The following is a 22,641-nucleotide window of genomic DNA, read 5'->3' as shown; positions in this document are numbered from 1 at the left end:
TTGAATCTCTTCTGATTGCCACGTTGCAACTGCTCGTATCCGTTGGGCTCCGGCAGTATTCGCGGATCCAGACGCAGCCCCGGCACATCTTCCTATGGAGCGGCGTCAGCGCCGTCTCTCTTCGTATTCTCCTTCTTCATCTCAACGATATTTCTTCTCAAGATCTCGGACGGCTACTCGCGCGCGACCGTGATGGCCCAGGCGGCAAGCGTTATCGTCATGGTGCTCTTCGCGCGGGCAGTATGCTTCTCGTTGCTGCAACCTGCCATCGCATCCGGACTGATCGACGCCAGGCGCGTCATCCTCATAGGTGAACCGAGCCACTGCCTGGATTTTTCCGCACGAGTAAGCGCCACCGGAATCCGGACCATTCGCTCGTTCGAGTTGCCGACCTTTCGCAAGGGCTCTTCGGCATCGGAGCATTTCGGGGCGGTCGAAGTGCTATCCCATGTCCGCGAACTGATCGCAGAGTGCCGGCCCCTGCGAGCGGATGACATTGTCATTCTGACTTCGGAGTCGGATGTTCGGGCGGCCCTCGCGCTCGCCGGCGCCCTGTCAGAGCTCCCGGTCGACGTTCACGTCGTCCCGGTCGGTGCAATCGACCTCATGGCCGTGTCGCGCATCACGCAATTCGGCAACATGGTGACGATGCGCATCTTCCAGTCTCCCCTGACGCCGTTCCACCGGGCGATCAAACGAGCCTTCGACATCGCGGCCGCAATTGCCGGACTTGTCATCATCAGTCCCCTCTTCGTCATCATTCCAATCGCAATCAAGCTCGATTCGCCCGGGCCGGTGCTATTTCGTCAGACGCGGCACGGCTACAACAACGAGACTATTCGCGTGTTGAAATTCAGATCGATGACCGTGACGGAGGACGGCGACAATTTCAAGCAGGTGACCAGACACGATCCACGTGTGACCCGGTTGGGACGCTTCATGCGCCACACCAATATCGATGAGCTTCCACAGCTCTTCAACGTGCTGGTCGGCGATATGTCACTCGTCGGGCCTCGTCCGCACGCGACCTCGCAGAACGAGAGCTTCGCCCGGATGATTTCGTCATTCTCCCGCCGCCACAACGTCAAGCCCGGCATTACCGGCTGGGCACAGGTCAACGGCTATCGTGGCGAAACCGACACCCTGGAGAAGATGCAACGTCGTGTCGAGCATGACCTCTATTACATCGACAATTGGTCATTCCTTCTCGATCTCAAGATCATCGTCATGACCCTCTTCTCCAGAAAGGTCTATTGGAATGCCTTCTAGCGCGATGACGATTGCTGCATGCAGTCCGTACAGCAAGATCGCAAGGGCATTGCAGTCGATCCCGTTCCCGTTTGATCGGCGGAGGCTTCGGTAGGCCACCAGTAACTGCAGGTTCGAGACAATGCTGCAAACTCACAGAACTGACAATTCGGCACCTCAGGACACGATGCCGCCTGAATTTGGTTCGCCGGCCGAATTCGTGGCGGAGGGTCTCGCCTTCTTGCGCCGCCGCCTCTCGGTCATACTGCTGACGTGTTTCGTGATGTTTGGCGCCGGCTTGCTCTATCTCGTTGTCGCAGTTCCGACGTTTACGGCAACCGCGCAACTCATCGTCGACGCCAAGACGACTTCTTCCAACGACACGGCCTCGGCAACGACAGCCGTCGAAAGTCAGGTCGCAATCTTGAAGTCGGAGAGCGTCGCTCGCGCAGCGATCGCGAAGCTCGGTTTGGCGGGAGACCGGGAATTCTCCGGCGGCGCCCTGCACCACCTCAGTCGGTCGACATCCCGGTTGCTCGGCTGGAGCAGGCAGGACACGGACGTCGTCACGCGTGATGCGATGGAAGCATTCGCGCGCAAGCTCTCGGTGAAGCGCGCCGGTCTCACCTACATAGTCGATCTCGCCTTCAGCTCCGCCGACCCCGATCGGGCCGCGCAGGTCCTGGACACCGTCGTAGAGACCTACATCACGACGCAAATGGACGCGAAATACAAATGGGGCCTGCAAAACGAGAAATGGGTCAAGGAACGTGTCAACGAATTGAGCAACCAGGCGTCGACTGCCAAAAAGGCCGTAGCGGATTACAACAGGGCCAGGAATGGCATCGCGGCTCCTGCGAACACCGCCGAGGCAGGTCCACCCTCGTCGCAGTCGACCGGAACGGCGCAAGACGAACTCCGCGAACTGGAAGCCACGGCTGACGCCGCCACCAGAACGTACGACAATTTCCTCCGGATGTTGCGTTACATGGACGCCATGCAGCAGCAATCCGCGCCGGTGTTCGAGGCTCGTCTGCTCACCGGGGTGTCTCATCCCTACACGGCCAGTTCGCCGAACGCCCGTTTGATACTTGGATCAGCGATCCTCGGCGGCATGCTTCTGGGGATAGGAATAGGATTGCTGCGTGACAGGTCGGACCGGGAACGCGCGCACGCGCGCAGGTCTGCAGCCACCGCATCCGGAGGAACTGCAGTCGTCCAGGGACTCAAGGCGAACGGCGTGAAGCCCCATTTCGATGGTTCGTTCAAGGTCGAGAAACAACACACCTACAAGGAGGCCAATCCTGACTTATAGTCGCATGAATTGGCTCCCGATCGCGATACCGCAAGCTCGATTGAAACGCCCCGTACATCACCCGTCGAACAATGCTCGTCGGCGAACCGCCTTCATCGCGACGAAGGCAGCATGTTTCTCGTTACGGCCACCGGAGTGGGTAATCCAGAAGGGCCGGACGCTCTCCCCAGCCGTGGGGTTATATTCGACCCTGCGACAATGTGCCGATTTGACAATGTGTAACATTTGAACGCTCAGCCTCCGCGCAGTCCGCTCCTCCGCCCACGAGGTGCGCCGAACCGGGAATTCCGGGCAAGAGCTCGATCACAATTACTGGGCGCCGCGTGGCGTCCACCAACGTTGGCTTGAGCAATGACGAGCTTTACTCGACCGTCCGGCGGACCGGCGACCATGTTCAGCAATGTCTTCCGGCAGTCATGGCTGGCTTTGGCATACCGATGCTCGGGCGCCGTCGTCTCCCTCCTCTTCGGCGTAAGTTTTGCGCGGATGATGAACATAGAGGAATACGGTGCGCTCATGTCGTTGATGACGTTCGCGCTCGTAGCCTCCACGGTCGGCCTCATCGGTCAGCAATTTCGCGTGTTGCGGGAAATACCAAGCATCGCCGCCCGGAAAGACTACCCGGAGATCGGCTCGATTGTCGCGAAGCGGGTTCGCGTGGCATGTCTGGGCAGCGTTGCCGTGGCCGTACTCGCCCTCCTTCCGTTCGTCGCCGCTCACGGCCGCGACGGAATATTCGGAGGCTGGCAATATGCCACGAGCGTGCTCCTGATATTGCCGTTGTCCTTGATCGAAATGCAGAGCTCGCTGGGGCGCGCGCTCGGCTCGGTCAATCTCGCACTCGTGTCGAAGGATGTGCTGTGGAGATTTCTCATCATATTGTTGGGCGCCGTTCTCTTCGCGACGTCTGGCCATCCGCTGCCGGCTGAAGACGTTCTGCTGATTGCGACTGGAATCCTGATCGTGTTGATCGCCGCCCAGAACATCTACCTGCGGCATCTCGCGGAGGGGTGTAAGGTATTCACCATGGCGGTGGGGCGATCGAATGACCGGCTCCGCGACATCGTTTCCACTTCGGGACCGTTCTGGGTAACCAGCGTCACGAGCATCATGGGCGGCACGGTCGACCTCGTCGTCATCTCGGTCATGGTCGGCCCGGAAGCCGGAGGATATTACTACGCTGCCAGCCGGATCGCGCTCCTTCTCGATTTCTTCCTGGCGACCTTTTGTATTCCCGCGGCGCCCCTCATCGCACGTCTGTTCGATGAGAATCGTCATGCGGAAATCACGCGCGTCACGTCGGGAGCGTCATTGGCTGCGTTTGTCGCTGTCCTCGGCTGCGTTGCGACGTTGGCGCTTGGCGGCGACCTCGCGCTGATGGCGTTCGGAGCGACTTTCACCCGCGCCTACGGCGTCCTGATGGTCCTGGCAACCGGCATGCTGGTGTCGACATATTTCGGGATCGGCCCCATCGCCCTGAATATGACAGGCCATCAGCGCGCCGCGATGCACATCGTGGTGATCACTTGGGTGTCGGGGATCCTGGCCATGGTCGGCGCGACTTGGGCCTTCGGGACGATAGGAGCAGCGGTTGCTGGCTCCTGCGCGGGCATCGCAACCAGGGTGTGGACTGCGGCCTACATTTATTCGGCGGAAGGGATCGATATCACCGCCACCACGGCGCTCCGCGCGTTGGTTAGGCGCGCAACGAGCCGAGGAGTATCCGAACCGCGTAGCGAGGCAATACGGCCAGAAGCCAGCGGCACCATTCTTGACCTGCAGCCTGCTCGCGGCAGTCGGGACACACGTACATGAATTGGGGAGATAGTTGAATGCGTTCGCTGTCATCCGAGGACGCGACTGCTGCAATTGGATTTACGCGCGGGAGGCGGTACCTGATGGGCCGGTCTACATTCGATTACGAGGTGTCAGGAAGCCGGCTTTCCATGGGGCTGGTGAGGCTTCTGCACACCGTTGTTGCGCGGAGTACCGGGCGCGGTATGGGACTTGCCATGCGGGCGGTCAAGCCGCTTCTGCATTCCCAGCTGTCTTGCGTCCATTTCGCCGACGGTAGCCGCTTGTACTTCGAGCTGAACGACGTCTATTGGAATGCGTTCTTCATCGGCCAGCCCGGCATGACCTACGAGCCGGACATAGCGACGCTTCTGCTGCGGCTGAAGGATACCGACTATACGTTCTTCGATTGCGGTGCAAACATCGGATACTGGTCCGTTCTCGTCACGTCGGAAATGCTGGGTCGCAAGCGCGCGATTGCCGTCGAGGCTTCACGGGAGACGCTTGCAATTCTCGAGCAGAACCGTGACGCGAATGATCAGCGCTTCGAGATCTGCCGAAGGGCATTGTTCGAGTACGACGGGCGCAGCCTGTTCTTCTCCGACGACGGACCTCATTCGGCCCGGCACATCGTAACGTCGCAGAGCAGCCGTCCGTCACACACCGAACCCGTCATGTCGATAACGATCGATGCGTTGGCAATGGACCAGCAGCTGACCGACAGCGATCGGCTCGTCATCAAGCTCGACGTCGAGGGCCAGGAGGTTGCGGCCCTGAAGGGCGCTCGGCAGGCTCTGAAGCGCGACACGCTGATCATCTACGAAGATCATGGCCAGGATCGCAGCCACGCGACCACGAGGTATGTGTTCGAGGCACTTGGACTTCCGGTGTTTGCTCTTGCTGCAGACGGATCAATCACGAAGGTCAGTGACCTCGGCACACTGGATCGCCTGAAGGTGAACCCCAAAATCGGCTACAATTTCGCGACCTGCCCACCCGGATCCGGCTTCCACCGCTGGATATCAGGTATCGCCAGTCAGGCCTGATCGTGTCGGGCGCCGATCCTGGCGCACGAGATCGCCGGCGGCTCAACCTACTTCGCGTGCCCGAGCCAGAATTCGCGTGCCCTCGACTCTTCGACGCGATCGGAATGCACGATATCAGTCGCCGCGGCCGAACAGCATCTGGACCGCCGACTGGACGCCATTCATTCGCCCCTCGAACGGAATTCTCCCGTCGGAAGGACCTCCGACCGCGATGCGGGGGAGTCCAAAAGGATTCAGCTTCCGATCAGATATCTGTCCATGCCGGGTTGTGACTGCGGTCGAAAAACCGACCTCCACCGCGAGATGTTGTTCTCGATCACCGCATGCCCTGGAGTTGCCGTAGGGAAAAGCGACGTGCCGAACCGGGCGCTGAAGCAGTCTCTCCAGATAGGTGCGATTACCCGCCATTTCGGCGCGCGCTGAAGCTGCATTCAGGTACGCGAGCGCTGGATGCGATTCCGTATGCCCGCCAATCGTAGCCAGGGGGTGTCGTGCCAGGAGCTGAAGCTCCCGCTCGTTGATGAAATAGGCGTCGTTCAAGGCCTCCAGCGACAGATCGGCCTTGCTGAACGTAGGGGCGAGCATCTCGACTCGTTGGTAATCTTCATGGACCCAGTTGCTCACCTTCTCCAGGGCCGATGCTTTCTCGTCAAAATCGCGACAGCTGAATCGCATGTTCATTGCGTCGATCGCAAGACTGTCTCTCGAGCGAAATAGGTCGCGCAAGCCCAGCCACCACGGTTGCAGCGTCCGCTTCACCGCACCCGTTGGAACATATACGGTGAAGGGCGCGTTATTTCGCTCAAGGATCGGCAATGCCGTCGTGACGTTGTCCTTGTAGCCGTCGTCGAAGGTAAGCACCGCATAGCGGCGGGGTTCAGGATCCACCGCCAGCCGCTCGAGACATGCATCGAGACTGACAATCTCCCATCCTTGCTGGCGTAGCCACTTCAGGGTGTATTCAAAGAAATCAGGCGATGCACCGGTCTTCAGCTCCGAGCGCCAATCCGGCTGAATCTCGTGGAACATCAGGATAGTGGCCCTGCCGGCAAATGCCATGCGCAAAGCAGGCGCAAGTCCCGCCCAACTTGCCGCATGGAATATCGTTCGGCTGAGTAGTCGCTTCACGCGAAATCACCACCGGACAGGTTGATTGCGCGCAAGCCGACCAAGCGTCTTCGGTGCTCATGTGATTGCGTGCGCGATCTGCCCATGCTCATCTCAAATAGCCCTCGTGAACACAGCAGTGTTTCCGATGGGAAACACCCCTCCATTTATCGACAAACCGCGGCGCTCTGGCAACCACGGCGCTGGTACTCACTACTGGGTACCCCAGATTTCATCGCCTCCACTCTGAATGCGCCGCCTGCATCGAACTGCTTTCACGGTAGCTTTTCGTCAGACACAGAGTGCACCGGCCACTGGTGATGCCGGCCTTCGTGATGCGCGTGTCGAGGGCCTCAATGAAAGTACTGCTCGCCAATAAGTTTCTGTTCAACAACGGTGGCGCAGAGGCAGTGCTGCTTCAGGAAAGAATGTTCCTGACGAGCAGCGGGGCAGACGTCATTGACTTTGCGATGCAGCACGAGCGGAACATCGAGTCCCGCTACGCAAATCACTTCGTGTCTCGCCAGGAATACCGGACCGGCGGCCATCTCGCCAAAATCAAGAGCGCGCTCTCATTGATTCACTCGCGCGAAGCCGTGAGCAAACTCGCATCTCTGATCGAGGAGACCCGACCGGACCTGATGCACTGCCACAACATCTATCATCAGCTGACCCCGTCGATTGTCGGCGTCGCCAAGTCGCGCGGGATTCCGGTCGTGCTCACACTGCACGATTCGAAGCCGGTGTGTCCGGTGCACACCCGCATGCGAGAGGACCAATTGTGTTCATCGTGTCTCTCAGGCGATTTCCATCACGTGCTGATGCACCGTTGCGCTGACGGCTCGATCGCACAGAGCGCCACGCTTTACATGGAAGCGGTCATTCAGCGCTGGTTTGGCAGCTACGAGAAGGTGGATCGCTTCCTCGCGCCGAGCCGGTTCATGCGGGAGTCGGTGTTGCCTCGGTTCGCCGCGGACCGGGTACAGGTGCTCTACAACGGCGTGGATGTCAGCGGCATTTCGGCGAGCGATCGGGACAAGGGATACGTGCTTTATTGCGGCCGGCTCGCGCCGGGAAAAGGTGCGGAGACGCTGTTGCGCGCCCACGAAGCAGCGGACTGCCGGTGGCCTCTCGTCATCGCAGGCTCCGGCCCGCTGGCGGATAGTTTGAAGACGCAATTCACCCGGAATGTGCGTTTCGCGGGCCAGCTATCCGGCGAGACTTTAAACGAGACGATCGCCGAGGCTTCCGTGGTGGTTGTGCCTTCGGAGTGGTGCGAGAACTGTCCGATGTCGGTGCTGGAGGCGATGGCCTATGGCAAGGCGGTCATAGCGACCCGCGTCGGCGGCATTCCGGAGCTTGTGGACGATCAAGTGACGGGGCTTTTGTTTGAGCCCGGCAATACGGACGAGCTTCGTCAGCACCTCGACTGCCTGATGAACGACGCCGCACGCCGTGCAGGCATGGGGGCAGCAGGAAGAAGTCGCGTCGAAGCGGACTTCTCCCTCGAGAAGCATAACACCGAGCTGATGGCCGTCTACCGATCACTGGTGAGCGAGCGGCATTCATCGCATTGAGGATTGCAAATGGACCTCACCGTAATCTCCACGTTTCGTTGCAACTCGAGATGCCAGATGTGTTACATCTGGAAGAATCCGACCGATCCAAAGGAAGAGGTCACGCTCGAGACCCTCGCGAAACTTCCTGCGGGGTTCGACAATCTCAATATCTCCGGCGGAGAGCCGACCCTGCGGAAGGATCTGGCCGAGATGGTGGACCTGCTCCACCCAAAGGCCCGGATCATAGAGATCAGCTCGAACGGCCTGCATCCCGAGCGTCTCCTGCCCATCGTCAAGAAGCACCCGAAGATCAAGGTTCGTTTCAGCCTCGAGGGTGACGCGACCACCAGCGACTGCATCCGCGGCGAGAAGGACGGCTACGCCACGAAGGTCGCCGGACTTCGCATGCTGCAGGAGGCAGGCGGGCAAGACCTGGGATTCGCCTTCGTCATCCAGGACGAGAATGTGGCTCAGCTCGTTCGGACCTATGAACTGGCGCGTTCGATGGGGTTCGAACTTGCGACCTCGACGCTGCACAACGCGTGGCAGTTCTACAAGAACGACAATTATTTCTATGAACGCGTCGCGGTGGCCCGGCAAGTCGAAGGGCTTATCACTGCGATGCTCAAGAGCAACAAGCCGAAGAACTGGTTTCGCGCCTACCTGAATCTGGGCTTGATCGAAAAGATCCTCGGCCACCCGCGGTTGATCCGCTGCAGCGCGGGGACGGATTTCGCATTCATCGACCCATGGTCCGATGTGTGGGCCTGCAATGTGCGGTCGGACCTGCCGCTGGGCAATTTGGCGCGCCAGTCCTGGAGCGAGATCATGGCCAGCGACACGGCCAAGAACTCCGTCGCCAAGGTCCACGCTTGCCAACAGAACTGCTGGATGGTGACGACCGCGCGCACGGCAATGCGCTCAACGCTGATTCCGCAGGCACCGAAGATGGGACCGCTCATCTGGGTGCTGAAGAACAAGCTGAAGGTCGAGCTCGGCCGGCCGATCTGTTTCGATCAATACATTGATTATTCCAACGTCGCGCCTACTCCGCGCGTCCAGCGAACGTCATTCCTCAACGAAAAGCAAAAGGCACGGTTGGTGCGCGGGAGAGACACGGCCGACGCCCGATATCCACTCAAGGAATTTATCAATAACTAATTCGACAGGAGGGTGCAGTGAGTGCGGATCATCTGGTACTGCGGGTGATCATGCTTGGCTTGCGTGGATTTCCCAATGTGCAGGGAGGAGTGGAAGTTCACGCGGAGCACCTGTGCCCCCATCTCAAGGAACTGGGCTGCGATGTCGAGGTGATCGTTCGCTCCTCCTATATGCCACCTGATCGCGGCGACGAGTGGCACGGTGTACGCTACCAGCGGGTATGGTGTCCGAAGACCTCGGGTCTTGAGACAATCGTCCATTCGTTCCTCGGAGTGCTTGTCGCTGCATGGCAGCGGCCGGACGTGTTGCACATCCAGGCCATCGGGCCAGCCTTGATGGCGCCACTCGCGCGATTGCTGGGACTGCATGTTGTGGTGACGCACCACGGCCCGGATTACGAACGGGAGAAGTGGGGCCGATTGGCCAGGATGGCCCTGCGCGCCGGCGAGGCCTGGGGCATGCGATTTTCCGACGGCCGCATCGTCATCTCCCAGACCATCCGAAAGCTGGTGCGGGAAAAGTACGGCCTGAATTCGGACCTCATTCCAAACGGCGTCACCTTGCCCGACGTGCCGAAAAGCACTTCGGTGCTGGACAAGCTTGGGCTTACGCCGGGACGATATGTGTTGATGGTGGGCCGGCTGGTGCGGGAGAAGCGGCACACCGACCTGATTCAGGCCTTTGCCGATGCCAGGCTCACCGGATGGAAGCTCGTGTTCGTCGGCGCCTCCGAGCATCCAGACGCCTATACCGAGATGCTTGCGGCACGCGCTGGGGCGACCGCTGGGGTCATCATGGCGGGCTTCCAGTGCGGCCTCGCACTGCGGGAGCTATACGCCCACGCGGGCATTTTCGTTCTGCCATCCTCGCACGAAGGCTTGCCGATCGCGCTGCTGGAAGCTCTGAGCTTCGGTTTGCCCGTGGTGGCCAGTGACATTCCCGCTCACCTGGAGATCGGATTGAATGACGCGCACTATTTTCATGTGGGAGATGTATCAGGGCTCGCGGATCGCCTGGCATCGTTTGCACACAGTCCGTGGCCGTTGGAGTTGCGCGAGAAGACACGCAACTGGTTGGCCGAACGGGAAGACTGGCGCTCGATCGCAGAGCGCACTCTCGGATGCTATCGCAGGGCGATTGAACCTCGTCGAGGCGGTCCTCATGCGCGGTCCCGGACGGCGCCGCCCAGCACCGCCTAGCGAGCTGCGCACGCGGCGCATCGGCCAACGCGCGATTTCCGTCCCGCAGTTGAGGTATCGCCTCAAACCGATCGAACCAAAGCGACGTTCAAGATGAATATGCTTTTGCTGTATTTCCTCATCTATACGTTCTTTCGATCGATCTCCAACGGCCTCGACCGTCTGTCCGGGACGAGCTTTTCCATGATCCTGTCGCTCACCGTCATCGGGATCGGTGTTGTGGCCGCCTGGCATGCGCGACATGTCAGGATACATAAAAGACTGTTCGTGCTCTTGATAGCCATGTCCGTCTTTGTTGCCGCTTGCATCCTGTCTTTTGTCACCAATGGCTTCGGAGCCGGCAAGATCGTCAACCAGTATGCCGCCTTGTACGAGATGTTCAGGTACGTGCACCTGATCATGTTCGTCACACTACTTGCTGCCTTTTATCGTCATCCGGATTTTTGCCCGCGCCTCCATCGTGTTTATATGTGGCTGTTGTTCGTCATTTCCGCGGTGGGGCTCGGTCAATACCTGACCGGTCATGCAGAGCTCGTCACGCAATACGACAAGTTTGAACGGGTGGCGGGTCTTTCCTCGCACCCCGTACCCTACAGCCTGGAGATCGTGCTGACCTTTTTCGTTTGCGAGCTGTCGCGCCGGAAAATGCGGCTTCCCATTCAGCACGTTCACCTCGCGGTGTACTTGCTGTTTGTTGTTGCCCTGGTCCTTTCTGCTTCAAGGACCGGCGTCGCGCTGCTCGGGGTGGCCCTCAGCGTATACCTCTTCATCCAGAGGCCCGGCCTCCTTCCCGCGTTCGCGGCAGCATTCGCGATCCTCCTATGGCTGTCTCCATTTGGAGAGCTGTTTTCGGACCTGAAAACCGTTCCGGACTACATCATGAACGGCGAATATGTGGTGTGGGACTGGCAAACCGCAGTGACCTCGGTCCATTGGCGCATTCACCACTGGTACTATCTGTCCACGCTTGGGTTGGAACGAGCATGGATCGGATATGGCCCCGGTCAAACCCCGATCTACAGTCCGTTCCTTCTGCAGGCACACAATCAGTTCGTGGAGATATTCTTCGATACGGGCATGGTAGGCCTGATCTCCTTTGCCGCGTTTTGGTTCAGCCTTCCGCTGGCTGCAATGTCCGACCGGCGACGGATCATCAACACATTCGGAAAGAAATCAGCGGAAGCCGGAATTCTGCACTTCTGGGTTGCCATCTTTGTCGGCGTGACGCTGGTTGCATTGCTCGATCAAAGCTTTAACCGGGAAACAGTGGCGTTCTCGCATTTGATCGTCACCGTTTTCATCGTCCTGTCTCAGCCGGAAGCGGTCACCGCGCGAAACCCCGGATGGTCCTTCCGCCAGCTTTTGATGACTGCCGGTTCGCCGGCCGGCGCAGCATTTGGAGAACGTAACCTTGCAGTCGCGGAAGAACGGCGTTCCACCTAGATCTCGACCTGGATTGAGCCGGCGTCACGCACTTCGGGCCGCCGCCTGCGCGGCTGCGTACGGCGTGACGCGATCGTTCGGACAGCCAACCGCCGCGCCGTCCCTTGATCGCCAGTCGGACGTCGCGTTCACGTCGTCGCACGACCGCCTGCGCGGCATAAACATCCAGCAGCCTTTCGCGCATTGGCAGAAAGGTGAGCCCTGGAACATCCGCAGGGGCTGGGACAGCTGGATGCCGAAACAGCGGCTCGAAAGAATCGCTGCCAGCGGAGTCGACTTCCTGCGCATCTGTGTCGATCCAGCGCCGCTGCTCGCTGTCGAGACCAAGGCCGATTTGACCTCGGGCATCGAAACTGTCCTTCGATCGGTCGACGCCGTCCTTCAGGCCGGCATGAAGGTGCTATTCGACGTTCACGTCAGTACGGAGCACGAGGACTGGAACATTCAGACGTTGACCGATGGAATCGCAGGCCCGCATTTCCTGCGTCTTGTCGAAGTAGAGACGAGCATCGCAGCGGCATTGCAGACGAGATATGACCCCCAGTCGGTCGCGTTGGAGCTGTTCAATGAACCGCCGCCGCCGTCGGATTTCAGCTCCAAGACGGCTTGGGCGGAACAGCTCAAACATCTTTACGACGCAGTACGATCAGCCGCTCCGAAACACACGCTGCTACTTTCAGGAATGAATTACGCGAGCATCGATGGTCTGCTCTCGATCGACGTAAAGGCCTTCGACGCAAATACGATATTCGTTTTTCACTACTACGAGCCGTTCATATTCACTCTTCAGGGCGTCAATCTATCCTATAGCAAATATTTGCATCGCCTCCAGTTTCCTCCGCAACCCGGCGACCGCGCTCGGGCGATCGAGCGAGCGATAGGTCTGTTGAAATCGGATGAGCAAACCTCCGTGTTGCGAAAGGAGTACCTTGTCCAGCAGCTGATGAGCGGCGCCGATCAATATTTCAATGTCCCTCAGGATATCGAGTTCGTCCGTCGCAGAGTGGGCGAGGTCGCCGCTTGGTCCGACCAGAACAAGGTCGATCGCAAGCGCATCATGTGCGGTGAGTTCGGATGTTTTGGCGACTTCGCCGGTCGCACCGGTGCCGCGTTATCGGATCGGGCGACGTGGTTGCAGTCGGTGCGTCAGGCCGTCGAGGACAACGGATTTGGCTGGTGCGTTCACGACCTTGATGAGTCGTTTCGCATCACCAGCGACAACGGTGCATTTATCCCAGAGCTCTTGGCAGCGCTCGGTCTGCGCAAGCCATGAGACCGTAGGCTGAGCCAAGCGAAGCCGACGCGACCTTGCAGAAATCAAATATGGCGTGAAACCGACCACCGCGGCAAATGTCAGCGGAAAATCGTCCGTGTGGAGTAAATGCCGGTCAGGTATACGTGTGTATAAATCACACTTTGAAAGTTTTTTTGCCATTTTTGATTATTAACCAACCGGCTCAGCAGTCGGGGGGGCCAACTTCCAAGAAACCCACTGCTTGAAATCTCCTCGCGGTTCGAGGCTGCAATTCTTTGGAATCTGTTCGCGACTACTGAAGTTGCGAGCATGCAATATGTCGCACATCCCTGATGCGCGGCAGCGGAATTTCACGTCCTTAAATCTGGTCTGCAATGGAGAACAAAAGTGGCGCTGACCGATGTCACCTATCAAAACACGCCTGGCAACAGCGAAGGGTTTCCGCTTGGCGTTCCCACAAGCTATTCCTGGTACGGCGGGAGCACCGGCCATACAGGTAGCACCCCGCCCTCCAATTTCACCGCCGTCACAGGGTGGGGACAGGTCTATCCCCAATCCGGGGCAAGCAACGATTCTAATCCGGCCAACGTCCAGATCGCGAACTTCCAGACGTGGGTGCATCTGAAAACTGGCGGCTGGTCTCTCGTGCAAGATCAGGCGACGGACCCGATCGCCGGATCTCAGTTTCTCGCTGACTTTTCCGGAAACACGAACTCTGCCTGGAGCGTGACAAGGCAGGCGGACGGCAGTGCGATGGGCGCTGCGCCCCTCAGCGGATACAACGACCATTTCTGGCCGGGCTCGCGCGGCACCTATTCTGCCGGAACGGTCGATGGCGTCTATGTCCAGGCCGATATGAGGACCACTGATCCGAACGAGCATCTCGTTGCCGATCTGGGAGCTGATTGGTGGTCGAACTCGACGGCCGCATATGTCGACGGTTTCTCCAACAATCCCGGTGCCGGGATGAGCGATTGGGTCGCACTGACGACGAACTACAAGACCCTTTACTTCACCTCGATGACTACTGCGCAGTTGCAGGCCGATCTTCCGCCTCCGCTGAAGGGCACCTCTTCGCCGACGACGCCCACGACACCGACGACGCCGACGACGCCGACCGATCCCACGATACCGGCGCAGCCGACGACGCCGACCGACCCCACGACGCCGACAACCCCCACGACTCCAAGCGTGACCGCACCGGTGCTCGACGTCGCGGACAAGTCGCTCTGGGTGGCCGGCAGAGGCGGTCAGGTCGACCTGGGGACGACCGTTACAACGACCGACCCCAACGATAACCTCACCCTCAGTATCATGGGATTGCCGCGATACGAGACGATCACGACCGGCGACGGCACGACGCTCAGGGGCAACAACATCACCCTGACGTCCGCGCAGGTCGACAGCGGACTGACGCTGACATCGTACTACAAGGGCAATGCTCATCCGGTCGCGAACCTCACGCTGACCGCGAGCGCTATGGATCCGACCACCGGCGCTGTGATGTCGTCGGACCCGCAGACGATCCGCGTGACGGATCCCCGGCCGTCCAGCTGGACTGGCGGAAACGCAGGGAGCTGGGCAAACCACGGCTTTGCGCAGTTGCAGCAGCAGATGGGCGACACCAGCACCCTGGCGAACACAGCATCGCAGACGACCGGTTGGGCCGATCAAGGCGCGCGAGCGTCCCAGGCAAGCCAGGGCTTTGCGCTGCTGAACCAGTATCTGGCCGGTAGCACCGGTCGGGTCGACGCTGGTCAGATCGTGGCGGCGATGTCGAATGGGACCGGCTGGACGCACAACTCGTTCTTGAGCAAACCTCAAGGTTGATCCGGCTACTGCACCCGGGGGCTCTGCGCCCGGGTGCAGTACCATCAACGTGTTGGGAGTCGGAAACGGGCGGTCGATCGCGGACGGTAACGGCGAAGGGACTGCCACGCGCGGGTCCTGGTCTCGGTTGGCTTCATCGCTCGCATCTGTTTCCAAGCGATCAAAATGCGTGCTGGCGCAACAGCTTCGGGTATGCGGCAAATTTGCGCGCAACATAACGGTGCAAAAATCAAGATTTGAAACTTTTTTCGCCATTTTTGCGCATTAACGAACCGGTTCAGCAGTCGGGGGGCAGGTCTAAAATCCCACTGCTTTGAAATCCCCTCGCGGTTCGAGGCCCTAGTGCTTTGATGTTGCTTGCGCCTTTTTGGCTGCGAGCAAGCGGTATGTCGCATGCTCTGTCGATGCGCGGCATTGGAATTCCCAGTCTTTGGAAATGCATGAGAAGGAACACTAACGCGGCCGGGTAGCCGCGAAGGGTTGAGTAAGAATGGCGATCCAGAACGGAAATGCCCCCGCCGCAGATCTAGGGCTTCGCGCGCTAGCTCTGTTCCTGCGCCTCCATGGCGTGAATACTGTGCCGGACCAGCTCCGCGATCGTTGCGGGAGCGACGAGATCGGCGTCCGCGCGATGCTTCGCTGCGCGCGCGAATTCGGGGTCAAGGTCCGCTCGCGGACAATGGATTGGACCCGCCTTGCGGGTATCCAGCTGCCCGGAATCGCCTCGCTGCGTGACGGCGGATTTCTGCTGCTGGGCAAGATCGACGACCAGGTGGCGCTTGTGCTGCACCCGACCTCGCCGCATCCGAGCCGGATGACACGCGCGGAATTCGAAGCGATCTGGGATGGCGGTTTGATCTGTGCTGGATCACAGAGCCTCGCGCAGCGCGCACGTCATGCATTTGCCGGCATCCGCACGCGCTCGTTTGACCTTGGCGCCGGCCTGATGCACCGCGCCGGCGAGGGCCTGATGCGTGCCCGTGACGGCCTCACGAAGAGCTTCTTGGCGATGAGACCTGGCATCCTGATGCGCGGGCCTCGCGACGAGGCCGCAATCCATCCGGCGAACACAAACACCGAATCCCCGGCCGCCGGCGTCGAATCCGAACATGACGATGAATCCGGGCTCATTGCGCTGGCGATCTTGCTGCGTTGCCATGGCATCGCTGCCGACCCCGGCCAAATTCGCCACCGGATCGGCGCAGCGCGCCTCGGCGTTACTGAAATCCTGCGCTGCGCCAAGGATTTCGGACTCAAGGCAAAGGTGCAGAGGACGAGCTGGAACAGGCTTGCCGTCACCCCGCTGCCGGGAATTGCGGTGCTGCGCGACGGCAGCTTCCTGATCCTCGGCAAGGTTATCGACGACAAGCTTCTCGTTCAGCGCCCGCTGTCTCCGCGCCCCGAAGCAATCACCCAGGCGCAACTCGAGGCGATCTGGGACGGCGGCATCATCCTGATGGCCCGGCGCGCCAGCCTGACCGATCTCGCGCGGCGCTTCGATATCTCCTGGTTCGTCGGCGCCATGCAAAAGTATCGTCGCCTGCTCGGCGAGGTGCTGGCGGCGTCGTTCTTCCTTCAGATCTTCGCCGTTGTCTCGCCGCTGTTCTTCCAGGTGGTGATCGACAAGGTGCTCGTGCATCGAAGCATGAGCACGCTCGACGTGCTGGTCGTCGGGCTTGTCGTACTGACCGTGTTCGAGGCCGTCCTCGAGACGCTGCGCGTCTATCAGTTCGCGCATACGACAAACCGTATCGACGTCGAGCTCGGCGCCAGGCTGTTCCGTCACCTGCTGGCGCTGCCGATCGCCTATTTCCAGACCCGCCGCGTCGGCGATTCGGTGGCGCGCGTCCGCGAGCTCGAGAACATCCGCCAGTTCCTGACCAGCTCGGCGCTCACGCTGGTGATCGATCTGCTGTTCACCGTCGTCTTCCTTGCGGTGATGTTCTATTACTCGACGACGTTGACGTGGATCGTGCTGGCGTCCTTCCCGCTCTACATCGGCATCTCCGCGGGAGCCGCGCCGCTGTTCCGTCGGCGCCTCGACGAGAAATTCAATCGCGGCTCCGAGAACCAGGCCTTCCTGGTCGAGAGCGTCACCGGTATCGAGACGCTGAAGGCCATGGCGGTCGAGCCGCAGATGCAGCGCCGCTGGGAGGAGCAGCTCGCCGGCTATGTGTCCGCAAGCTTCCGCGTGCTCAGCCTGAACAACACGGCGAGCCAGGCGGTCCAGATGATCAACAAGCTGGTCATCGCCGCGACCCTTTACTTCGGCGCCCGCCTGGTGGTCAGCGGGGACCTGACTGTCGGTGAGCTCGTCGCGTTCAACATGCTGGCCGCGCGTGTCAGCGCGCCGGTTCTGCGACTCGCGCAGATCTGGCAGGACTTCCATCAGGCCCGCCTGTCGATCGATCGTCTCGGCGACATCCTCAACACCATTCCCGAGCCGAGCTTCACGCCGGCCCGCGCGGCGCTGCCACCGATCCGCGGTCAGGTCACATTCGAGCACGCGACTTTCCGCTACCGCATCGACGGCCCCGAGGTGCTGCACGACGTGTCCTTCAGCGTCGAGCCAGGCCAAGTCATCGGCATCGTGGGTTCGTCGGGTTCGGGCAAGAGCACCATCACCAAGCTGATCCAGCGTCTCTATGTCCCGGAAAGCGGGCGCGTGCTGGTCGACGGCGTCGACCTCGCGATGGTCGATCTGAGCTGGCTGCGGCGCCAGATCGGCGTCGTGTTGCAGGAGAACGTACTGTTCAACTGCACGGTTCGCGACAACATCGCGCTGGCCGATCCGGCGATGCCGATGGAGCGCGTCATCGAAGCGGCAGAGCTAGCCGGCGCTCACGACTTCATCCTCGAACTGCCGGAGGGTTACGACACCGTTGTGGGCGAGCGCGGCAGCAGCCTGTCCGGCGGGCAGCGCCAGCGAATCGCAATCGCACGTGCACTCATCACCGATCCACGCATCCTGATCCTGGACGAGGCGACCAGCGCGCTGGACTACGAAAGCGAACGCGCGATCCAACAGAACATGAGGCGGATTTCCGCCGGACGGACCGTGTTCGTCATCGCTCACCGGCTCTCGACCGTGCGCAATGCAAGCCGGATCATCACCCTCGAGCATGGCCGCATCGTCGAGGACGGCAGCCATGACGAGCTGATCCGCACCAACGGCCGTTACGCCAACCTCCATTATCTGCAGGCCGGTATCCATGACGTCCGCTAGCCGCAATGTCGTCGCGTTCCCGAGACGCGAACCTCGCCGCCGCGAGCACGAAATCGCCTTTCTGCCGGCGGCGCTCGAGATCGCCGAATCGCCGCCATCGCCGATCGGGCGCGCGATCGGGGCCTGCATCATCGCCGTGTTCTGCATCGCGCTGGTGTGGGCGACGCTCGGCAGCGTCGATATCGTCGCCAGCGCGACCGGCAAGATCGTGCCGGGCGGGCGCACCAAGCTGATCCAGCCGTTCGAGACCGGCGTGGTCCGCGCCATCCGCGTCCGCGACGGCCAGAGCGTCAAGGCCGGCGACGTCCTGATCGAGCTGGACCCGACAATGACGGAAGCCGACCAGGAGCGCCAGAAGAGCGATCTGCTTGCAGCCGAACTGGACGTCGCGCGGCTGCGCGCCGCGCTGGCCGCGGACCCGCTCGCGGCCTTCCAGCCGCCGCAAAACGCAAGTGCAGCCGAAATCGAGATGCATCGCCAGTTCCTGATCAGCCAGCGTGCCGAGCAGAGCGCAAAGCTTTCTGAAATCGAGCGCCAGCAGGGGCAGAAGGAAGCGGAACGGGCGACCACATCGGCGAGCGTCGCCAAGCTGGATGCGACGATCCCGGTGCTGAAGGAGCGCGTCGACATCCGCAAGGGTCTCGTCGAAAAGGCATTGGCGTCGAAGGTCGTCTATCTCTCGGAGTACCAGGAGCTGGTCGCCATGCAGCAGGATCTCGTCCTGCAGCAGAGCCGGCTGCGCGAAGCCGATGCGGCGATCGCGCTGCTGAAGGAGACCAAGGACAAGACTGCCGCGGAGTATCGCCGCGCGACCTATGATGCCCTTGCGAAGGCCGAGCAGAAGGCTGCGAGCGCAGCCCAGGAGGTGGTCAAGGCGGATCGGCGAACGAAGCTCCAGCGCTTGACCGCACCGGTCGACGGCGTCGTGCAGCAGCTTGCCGTTCATACGGTGGGCGGCGTGGTGACGCCCGCTCAGGCGCTGGCCGTCGTGGTCCCGAGCGAGAGCCAGCTCGAGATCGAGGCCATGCTGTCGAACCGCGACATCGGCTTCGTGCATCCCGGCCAGAAGGCGGAGATCAAGGTCGATACGTTCAACTTCACCCGGTACGGGCTGCTTCATGGCGATGTGCTCAGCGTGTCGACGGATGCCATCACGCGCGACAAGCAACAGGGCAACCCCAATGACCGGACATTGGGCGCGGCGCAGAGCAGCAGCGAGCCTAAAGGTCAGGAGCTCGAATATGCCGCGCGCGTTTCGCTCGACCGGACGCACATGCAAATCGAGGACAAGCTCGTCAAGCTCGGGCCGGGCATGGCGGTGACGGTCGAAATCAAGACCGGCACACGCAGGATCATCAGCTATCTGCTTTCGCCGCTGGCACGGTACCGGCAGGAGGCCCTGCGCGAACGGTAAAGCGAAGCCCGTCGCCGGACATTGCGGTCGGGCGGGGCGCCACTCGCGTGAGAGCGAAGGTCATCGCGGTGGTGCCCGTCGTTAGGACGATGGCGGTGAAATTGCCGGTGGATTGGCACATGCGCTATCGGCGCAGCGCTTCCAGACGCGATTTCGCCTCCTGGACTCCCGCGGCGTTGGCCTTGGCGTAGAGGTCTTGCGCCCTGCGCTCGTCACCGCGCGTGCCGTAAGTCCCCCACTTCGCAAGAATCAGGGGATCGTAGGTTTCTGCCAGCGCGAAGCTCGCCTGGGCGCTGCCCATTTCCACGGCGCGCTCGAGCACAAGCCGCGCCGCGCCTATGTCACCCTGACGCAGCAAGGAGCTCGCCCGCGCAACCAACCCTCCCGCTTCCGCCGCCTGCTCGGCAGCAAGCTGGGCAACCGCGCGAGCAGGCGCCGCTCGCGTCTGTTCGGCGGTTGGATTGGTGGCGACTTCGATGGACTTGTCCCGCGCCGTCGCACCGGTCGTCAACGCCGCGCCGTGCGCCTTGCGATCCTCGGCCTCATACGCATGGATTGCGCTCCGCGACAAAGGGAGGTGCTGTGGCTGCACGTCGATCCTGGCGCGCAATTGCCTCAATTCGGCAGCGCTGGCTTCCGCCGCCTGCTTCTGCAGCAAGGTTTCCTCGCTTGCCTTTGCCGCCCGCGCCGTCTGGGTCTCGCTGTCGCGATGCGCTGCCGCCAGATCTTGCTCCAGCCGCGCGGACCGCTCACGCTCCTTTTGCAGGTCCGCCGCAGCGCTCTTTCCCACAGCTTGCAGCCGGGACGTTTCCTTGCCCGCTTCGGTCACCAGCACGACCTTGCTCTCGACATCACGTCGCGCCGCCGCAAGATCCTGCTCCAGCCGGGCGAACCGCTCACGCTCCTTTTGCAGCTCGGCCGCACCGCTCTTCTCCGCCGCCTTCAGCCGGGACGTTTCCTTGCCCGCTTCGCTCACCAGCACGGCCTTGCTCTCGATATCACGTCGCGCTGCCGCAAGATCCTGCTCCAGCCTGGTGGACCGCTCATGCTCCTTTTGCAGCTCAGCCGCACCGCTCTTCTCCACCGCCTTCAGCCGGGACACTTCCTCGTCTGCTTTCGTCGCCAGCGCCGTCTTGGTCGCGACATCGCGCCGCGCTGCTGCAAGATCCAGCTCCAGCCGGTCAGCCCGCGCCGCTTGCAGTGAGCTCTGCAACTCAGCCGCACCGCTTTCCCTTTCCCGCTTCAGTCGGGCGGTCTCCTCGCTTGCTTTCGCCGCCAGCGCGGTCTGCGTCTCGACATCGCTGCGGGCAGCCGCAAGATCCTGCTCCAGCCGCACCAGTCGCTCACGCTCGTCCGGTGTGGCTTTGTGAGCTGCGCCGTTCTCAGCCGCCTGCCTGAGCTCCGCCGCTTCTTCACCGGCTTTGCGGGCCTGCGCCTCGAAGGCGTAGATCGTGCTTCGCGTCTGGGAAACCTCCTGTGCCAGCGCGTCGGCCCTCGCGCGCGATTCCCGCAGCTCGGCGGCCCCGGCCTCCACCGTCCGCTTCTGCCGCAGGGCTTCATCGGCCGCCTTTGCCGCCAGCGCGGTCTGGGCCTCGACATCACGCCGCGCGACCGCAAGATCCTGCTCCAGCCTTGCGGACCGCTCTCGCTCCTTTTGCAGGGAGCCCTGCGACTCGGCCGCTCCGCTTTCGCTTTGCTGTTTCAGTCGGGAAACCTCCTCGCCTGCTTTGGTCGCCAGCGCGGCCTGGGTCTCGACATTGCTGCGGGCAGCTGCAAGATCCCGCTCCAGCCGCGCGAACCGCTCACCTTCGTCGGGCGTGAATTTGCTGACCGAAGCCGTGCAGCTTGCAACCGCCTGCCTGAGCTCCGTCGCTTCGTCTCCGGATTTGCGGACTTGGGCTTCGTATGCGTAGATCGAGCTCCGTGACAGCGAGAGGTCTTGTGCCAGCGCCTCGGCTCGTTCGCGCAATTGCCTGAGCTCGGCAGCTCCGACGTCCGCTGCCTGCTTCTGCCGCAGGGCTTCTTCCTTCGTCGTTGTCGCCAACGCCATCTGGGTCTCGACATCGCGCCGCGCTGCCGCCAAATCCTGCTCCAGCTGCGCGCTCCGCTCGCGCTCCCGTAGCAGGGCCGACTGCAGCTGCGTAGCGCCGCTTTCACGCATCCCCTTCAGCCGGGAAACCTCCTCGCCTGCCTTTGCCGCCAGCGCCGTCTGAGTCTCGACGTTGCGGCGCAATGCCTCGAGATCCTGCTCGAGCCGCGCGGACCGCTCGCGCTCCCGCTGCAGATCCGCCCCACCGCCTTCCGCCGCTGCTTTCAGCCGAGACGCTTCCTCACCTGTTTTTGTCGCCAGCACAGTCTGGGTTTCGACATCACGCCGCGCTGCCGCCAGGTCCCGCTCCAGGCGCTCCGCCCGCTCACGCGTCTCTTGTAGGGAGTTCAGCAGCTCCGCTCCGTCCTGCGCGGCCTGCTTCTCTTGGACCGCCTTGCCCGCCAACGCGGCCTGGGCCTCGATATCGCGGCGCGCCGCCGCGAGACTCTGCTCCAGCGACTCGGCCCGATAGCGCTCCTGCTCGAGACGTTGCAGCAACTCGATGTCACGTCTTGCATTCGTCAGTTCGCAGGAGAGCGACTCCGCCCAGTTGTATTCCCGTTTCGAGGCCTGCCCCGTGTCGCCGACGCTCGCTTGGGCGACCTGCACCGGTCTGTCATTGCCGCCTCGACCCGGCGGCAAGGCTTCGGGAGCGCCGTTCCTTGCCGCTTCGATGAAACCGGGACTACCGGCAGCCGCCGAATGCTGCGGTTGCGTCGAAGGGCGGGCCGGATCTGGGGAAGCCCGTGTTTCCGGCGCGCACACCATTGCGAGCATGGCAGCAGTCGTCCACGACAGCGCGGACCGTCCCGCCTTGGGCAGCAGGCGGCGCGACGAATCTGCGATGTCGCAGCCGGCAACTGCCTTGTCCTTGAGGATCACCGGGCCCATCCGCAATCACCTGTCGCGTGGCGACACGATCTGTTGAGGTACGGCATTATGCGCCGTACCGCAG

At 61.5% G+C, this 22,641-nt stretch carries 14 protein-coding genes; 12 read left to right on the top strand and 2 right to left on the bottom strand.

What is annotated here, in order from left to right; genetic code table 11:
* The first annotated feature begins 15 nt into the window (after nucleotides 1–15).
* The 4 genes from ACVW1B_RS37395 (at nucleotide 16) to ACVW1B_RS37380 (ending at nucleotide 5,403) form a co-directional block, all read left to right on the top strand.
* Nucleotides 16–1,269: an undecaprenyl-phosphate glucose phosphotransferase gene (locus ACVW1B_RS37395; RefSeq protein ID WP_456822831.1), complete on the top strand. Its 1,254-nt coding sequence runs from the start codon at nucleotides 16–18 to the stop codon at nucleotides 1,267–1,269.
* Nucleotides 1,270–1,390: 121 nt separating this feature from the next.
* Nucleotides 1,391–2,563 carry a GumC family protein gene (locus ACVW1B_RS37390; RefSeq protein WP_253636010.1) on the top strand — a complete coding sequence of 391 codons (1,173 nt, stop codon included), beginning with the start codon at nucleotides 1,391–1,393 and terminating at the stop codon, nucleotides 2,561–2,563.
* Nucleotides 2,564–2,953: 390 nt separating this feature from the next.
* On the top strand, nucleotides 2,954–4,378 hold the full coding sequence (locus ACVW1B_RS37385) for an oligosaccharide flippase family protein (protein ID WP_253605188.1): 1,425 nt from the start codon (nucleotides 2,954–2,956) through the stop codon (nucleotides 4,376–4,378).
* 17 nt (nucleotides 4,379–4,395) lie between these two features.
* Nucleotides 4,396–5,403 carry an FkbM family methyltransferase gene (locus tag ACVW1B_RS37380; RefSeq protein WP_253605191.1) on the top strand — a complete coding sequence of 336 codons (1,008 nt, stop codon included), beginning with the start codon at nucleotides 4,396–4,398 and terminating at the stop codon, nucleotides 5,401–5,403.
* 114 nt (nucleotides 5,404–5,517) lie between these two features.
* Here ACVW1B_RS37380 and ACVW1B_RS37375 read toward each other — a convergent pair whose 3' ends face one another.
* A complete protein-coding gene (locus tag ACVW1B_RS37375) occupies nucleotides 5,518–6,531 on the bottom strand; it encodes a polysaccharide deacetylase family protein (RefSeq protein ID WP_229157725.1) in 1,014 nt (337 codons plus the stop codon).
* Nucleotides 6,532–6,866: 335 nt separating this feature from the next.
* Between ACVW1B_RS37375 and ACVW1B_RS37370 the strand changes: the two genes are divergently transcribed.
* From ACVW1B_RS37370 to ACVW1B_RS37335, 8 genes are all read left to right on the top strand, one after another.
* A complete protein-coding gene (locus tag ACVW1B_RS37370; protein WP_253605192.1) occupies nucleotides 6,867–8,087 on the top strand; it encodes a glycosyltransferase family 4 protein in 1,221 nt (406 codons plus the stop codon).
* 9 nt (nucleotides 8,088–8,096) lie between these two features.
* Nucleotides 8,097–9,230: a radical SAM protein gene (locus tag ACVW1B_RS37365; RefSeq protein WP_225162373.1), complete on the top strand. Its 1,134-nt coding sequence runs from the start codon at nucleotides 8,097–8,099 to the stop codon at nucleotides 9,228–9,230.
* A gap of 17 nt (nucleotides 9,231–9,247) precedes the next feature.
* Entirely contained in the window at nucleotides 9,248–10,429 is a 1,182-nt protein-coding gene (locus ACVW1B_RS37360; RefSeq protein WP_253605195.1) for a glycosyltransferase family 4 protein, read from the top strand.
* 93 nt (nucleotides 10,430–10,522) lie between these two features.
* On the top strand, nucleotides 10,523–11,872 hold the full coding sequence (locus ACVW1B_RS37355) for an O-antigen ligase family protein (protein ID WP_253605197.1): 1,350 nt from the start codon (nucleotides 10,523–10,525) through the stop codon (nucleotides 11,870–11,872).
* Between the two features lie 64 nt (nucleotides 11,873–11,936).
* Nucleotides 11,937–13,145, top strand: a complete 1,209-nt coding sequence (locus ACVW1B_RS37350; protein ID WP_253605199.1) for a glycoside hydrolase family 5 protein — start codon at nucleotides 11,937–11,939, stop codon at nucleotides 13,143–13,145.
* A gap of 369 nt (nucleotides 13,146–13,514) precedes the next feature.
* Nucleotides 13,515–14,957: a hypothetical protein gene (locus tag ACVW1B_RS37345; protein WP_253605200.1), complete on the top strand. Its 1,443-nt coding sequence runs from the start codon at nucleotides 13,515–13,517 to the stop codon at nucleotides 14,955–14,957.
* Nucleotides 14,958–15,534: 577 nt separating this feature from the next.
* The gene (locus ACVW1B_RS37340; RefSeq protein ID WP_244559016.1) at nucleotides 15,535–18,183 is read left to right on the top strand and encodes a type I secretion system permease/ATPase; all 2,649 of its coding nucleotides are present in this window, start codon (nucleotides 15,535–15,537) and stop codon (nucleotides 18,181–18,183) included.
* Nucleotides 18,170–19,597: an HlyD family type I secretion periplasmic adaptor subunit gene (locus ACVW1B_RS37335; RefSeq protein ID WP_253605201.1), complete on the top strand. Its 1,428-nt coding sequence runs from the start codon at nucleotides 18,170–18,172 to the stop codon at nucleotides 19,595–19,597. The genes ACVW1B_RS37340 and ACVW1B_RS37335 overlap by 14 nt, the downstream gene beginning before the upstream one ends.
* A 124-nt stretch (nucleotides 19,598–19,721) precedes the next feature.
* On the opposite strand, the gene ACVW1B_RS37330 is transcribed toward ACVW1B_RS37335, so the two are convergent.
* Nucleotides 19,722–22,577 carry a coiled-coil domain-containing protein gene (locus ACVW1B_RS37330; protein WP_253605202.1) on the bottom strand — a complete coding sequence of 952 codons (2,856 nt, stop codon included), beginning with the start codon at nucleotides 22,575–22,577 and terminating at the stop codon, nucleotides 19,722–19,724.
* Nucleotides 22,578–22,641: the final 64 nt, after the last annotated feature.

Source organism: Bradyrhizobium sp. USDA 4502, from assembly GCF_054063355.1.
This window is presented reverse-complemented; position numbering and strand designations above follow the sequence as displayed.

Excerpts from the sequence above, each read along its gene's own strand:
- ACVW1B_RS37390 (WP_253636010.1), top strand. The coding sequence starts at position 1,391 with ATGCTGCAAACTCACAGAACTGACAATTCGGCACCTCAGGACACGATG.
- ACVW1B_RS37385 (WP_253605188.1), top strand. The coding sequence starts at position 2,954 with ATGTTCAGCAATGTCTTCCGGCAGTCATGGCTGGCTTTGGCATACCGA.
- ACVW1B_RS37380 (WP_253605191.1), top strand. The coding sequence starts at position 4,396 with ATGCGTTCGCTGTCATCCGAGGACGCGACTGCTGCAATTGGATTTACG.
- ACVW1B_RS37370 (WP_253605192.1), top strand. The coding sequence starts at position 6,867 with ATGAAAGTACTGCTCGCCAATAAGTTTCTGTTCAACAACGGTGGCGCA.
- ACVW1B_RS37365 (WP_225162373.1), top strand. The coding sequence starts at position 8,097 with ATGGACCTCACCGTAATCTCCACGTTTCGTTGCAACTCGAGATGCCAG.
- ACVW1B_RS37355 (WP_253605197.1), top strand. The coding sequence starts at position 10,523 with ATGAATATGCTTTTGCTGTATTTCCTCATCTATACGTTCTTTCGATCG.
- ACVW1B_RS37335 (WP_253605201.1), top strand. The coding sequence starts at position 18,170 with ATGACGTCCGCTAGCCGCAATGTCGTCGCGTTCCCGAGACGCGAACCT.
- ACVW1B_RS37330 (WP_253605202.1), bottom strand. The coding sequence starts at position 22,577 with ATGGGCCCGGTGATCCTCAAGGACAAGGCAGTTGCCGGCTGCGACATC.